This window comes from Paenibacillus sp. 1-18 (genome assembly GCF_000520755.1).
Lineage (GTDB): Bacteria > Bacillota > Bacilli > Paenibacillales > Paenibacillaceae > Paenibacillus > Paenibacillus brasilensis.
The window spans coordinates 1-1,751 of sequence record NZ_ASSB01000165.1; the positions used below are offsets into that span (position 1 = coordinate 1).

At 40.0% G+C, this 1,751-nt stretch carries 4 protein-coding genes; all 4 read left to right on the top strand.

Annotation, left to right across the window (positions count from 1 at the left end; genetic code table 11):
* Positions 1 to 429: 429 nt before the first annotated feature.
* The 4 genes from L693_RS0110340 to L693_RS32420 all read left to right on the top strand — a co-directional run bounded on the left by L693_RS0110340 (position 430) and on the right by L693_RS32420 (position 1,701).
* Positions 430 to 801 (top strand): integrase core domain-containing protein, encoded by a 372-nt coding sequence (locus L693_RS0110340; protein WP_231503601.1) that lies wholly within the window; start codon positions 430 to 432, stop codon positions 799 to 801.
* A 109-nt stretch (positions 802 to 910) separates the two neighbouring features.
* Complete coding sequence (locus tag L693_RS29925) at positions 911 to 1,066, top strand: transposase (RefSeq protein WP_155983809.1); 156 nt, start codon at positions 911 to 913, stop codon at positions 1,064 to 1,066.
* Positions 1,039 to 1,299 carry a helix-turn-helix domain-containing protein gene (locus L693_RS32415; protein ID WP_197029870.1) on the top strand — a complete coding sequence of 87 codons (261 nt, stop codon included), beginning with the start codon at positions 1,039 to 1,041 and terminating at the stop codon, positions 1,297 to 1,299. Before L693_RS29925 ends, L693_RS32415 begins: the two co-directional genes overlap by 28 nt.
* Before the next feature lie 240 nt (positions 1,300 to 1,539).
* Positions 1,540 to 1,701: an IS3 family transposase gene (locus L693_RS32420; protein ID WP_442950174.1), complete on the top strand. Its 162-nt coding sequence runs from the start codon at positions 1,540 to 1,542 to the stop codon at positions 1,699 to 1,701.
* The last annotated feature ends 50 nt before the right edge of the window (positions 1,702 to 1,751 follow it).

Consider the following 1,751-nt stretch of genomic DNA (forward strand, 5'->3'; position numbering starts at 1 on the left):
ATTGAGTTACTTATTTTGGTTATTCAACAGGCGTGGTACTAAAGAGTAAAATGCAACTTTTTCTACCTAAACGATATACAATATAGTTGTGTACTGTAATCCATTATTTGTAATTTATTTATTAAAAAAATAGTACTAATAATATAATTAAAGTACTGAATTTAATTCATTTTTTTATCAATATGTGCGCCCGTCTTTACCTTTTCTAATATTTCTTTACCATAATACCGCTCTGATTGAACCAAAGTTGCCACCTCCTAAATTTAACAAAAGCCCGATGATACTTGTGAAGTGCACCCCTTAGAATAGACATTGGATAAACCCTCTGGTTTATCCGATGAAATTCTAGGGGGTGTATTGTTATGGCGATTAAAGGACAGAAGTTTAAAACATACTCGGATGAGATCAAAAAAGAGGCCATTCGTTTACATGTGTAGGAACGACAATGAACTGGTTCTCCGAACCTTTCAGCAGGCGTGGACTCAGCAAAAAGACGTGACCGGACTGATCGTTCACAGCGACCAGGGATTCCAGTACACGTCCCATGCATACCACGACATGCTGCCAAAGGTCGGCGCCCGAATCAGCATGTCTCGCCGAGGCAATTGTTATGACAATGCCTCGATGGAGAGCTTCTTCTCGCATCTCAAAACGGAAGGACTCTATCCTTATGATATCCGAAATATGGATGAGGCACAAAGGAAAATTGAAGATTACATTCGATTTTATAACCAACATCGGCCACAACGAAGGCTAAATAAACTGCCCCCGGTAGAGTACCGGAAGCGGCTTATAGTCTAGGGTCTTTTTTCAATGTCTATAAAATGGGGTCTTGACCAAATTGAACCGCCCCCCAAATCTTAGTCACATGATATAATCATCTAAGAGGAAAGGGGACGGATTTTACTTTATGGTCAAATACAGCGAAGAAATACGAATAAAAGTTGCTATAGATGTACTTGAAGGAGGGCTGTCTGAGAACGAAGCAGCACGTAAGCATGGGATGAACCATGTAACGGTTAATGAATGGGTAGCAGCATGCTCCAAGCATGGGCTGCTGGATTAATCAAAAAGGGAACACACAGGACTTTTACTGGAGAACAAAAGCAGTACATATTAGAAGATATGCATGAGAATCGTTTGAGTTATAAAGCTGCTGCGAAGAAGCATGACGTACAAGATAGATCCATCCGGAATTGGGAATGCATTTATCGAAATGAAGGACCTGAAGGGCTCTATATTGAGCGTCGAGGACGTACAGCTAGTAAAAAGAACTGGAGACAAATGAAAGTGCTGTAGACGAGCTGATGAAGGAAAACCAACCCCTTCGTATGGAGGTAACGTACCTAAAAAAATTGAATGCCTTAGTTCAGAAAAAAACTCATTACAAACGATGACAAAGCTCATATGATATACGAGCTAAGGCATAAATTTAACGTGAAAGAGCTTGCCCAAATTGCAGGTATTCCTCGAAGCACTTACTATTATCACGTGAAAAAGTGGAACAAGCCTGATAAGTACGCCGATGTGAAAACAGAGATGCGGCGTTTATTTAATGATGAATTAAAGTGTCGAGCAGGATACCGAACTATGACCAGGGAGATTCGCAAAATGACTCCAATCAATCATAAGACAGTTCAGCGCTTAATGAAGGAGTTAGGGATTCATTGTATGGTTCGTAGGAAGAAATACCGTTCATAACAAAGGAGCCGAAAGGAAAATAGCTCCAAATGTCTTGAAGAGAGATTTTA

Coding starts and splice junctions, on each gene's coding strand:
- L693_RS29925 (WP_155983809.1), top strand. CDS start 911: ATGGTCAAATACAGCGAAGAAATACGAATAAAAGTTGCTATAGATGTA.
- L693_RS32420 (WP_442950174.1), top strand. CDS start 1,540: ATGCGGCGTTTATTTAATGATGAATTAAAGTGTCGAGCAGGATACCGA.
- L693_RS32415 (WP_197029870.1), top strand. CDS start 1,039: ATGCTCCAAGCATGGGCTGCTGGATTAATCAAAAAGGGAACACACAGG.
- L693_RS0110340 (WP_231503601.1), top strand. CDS start 430: ATGTGTAGGAACGACAATGAACTGGTTCTCCGAACCTTTCAGCAGGCG.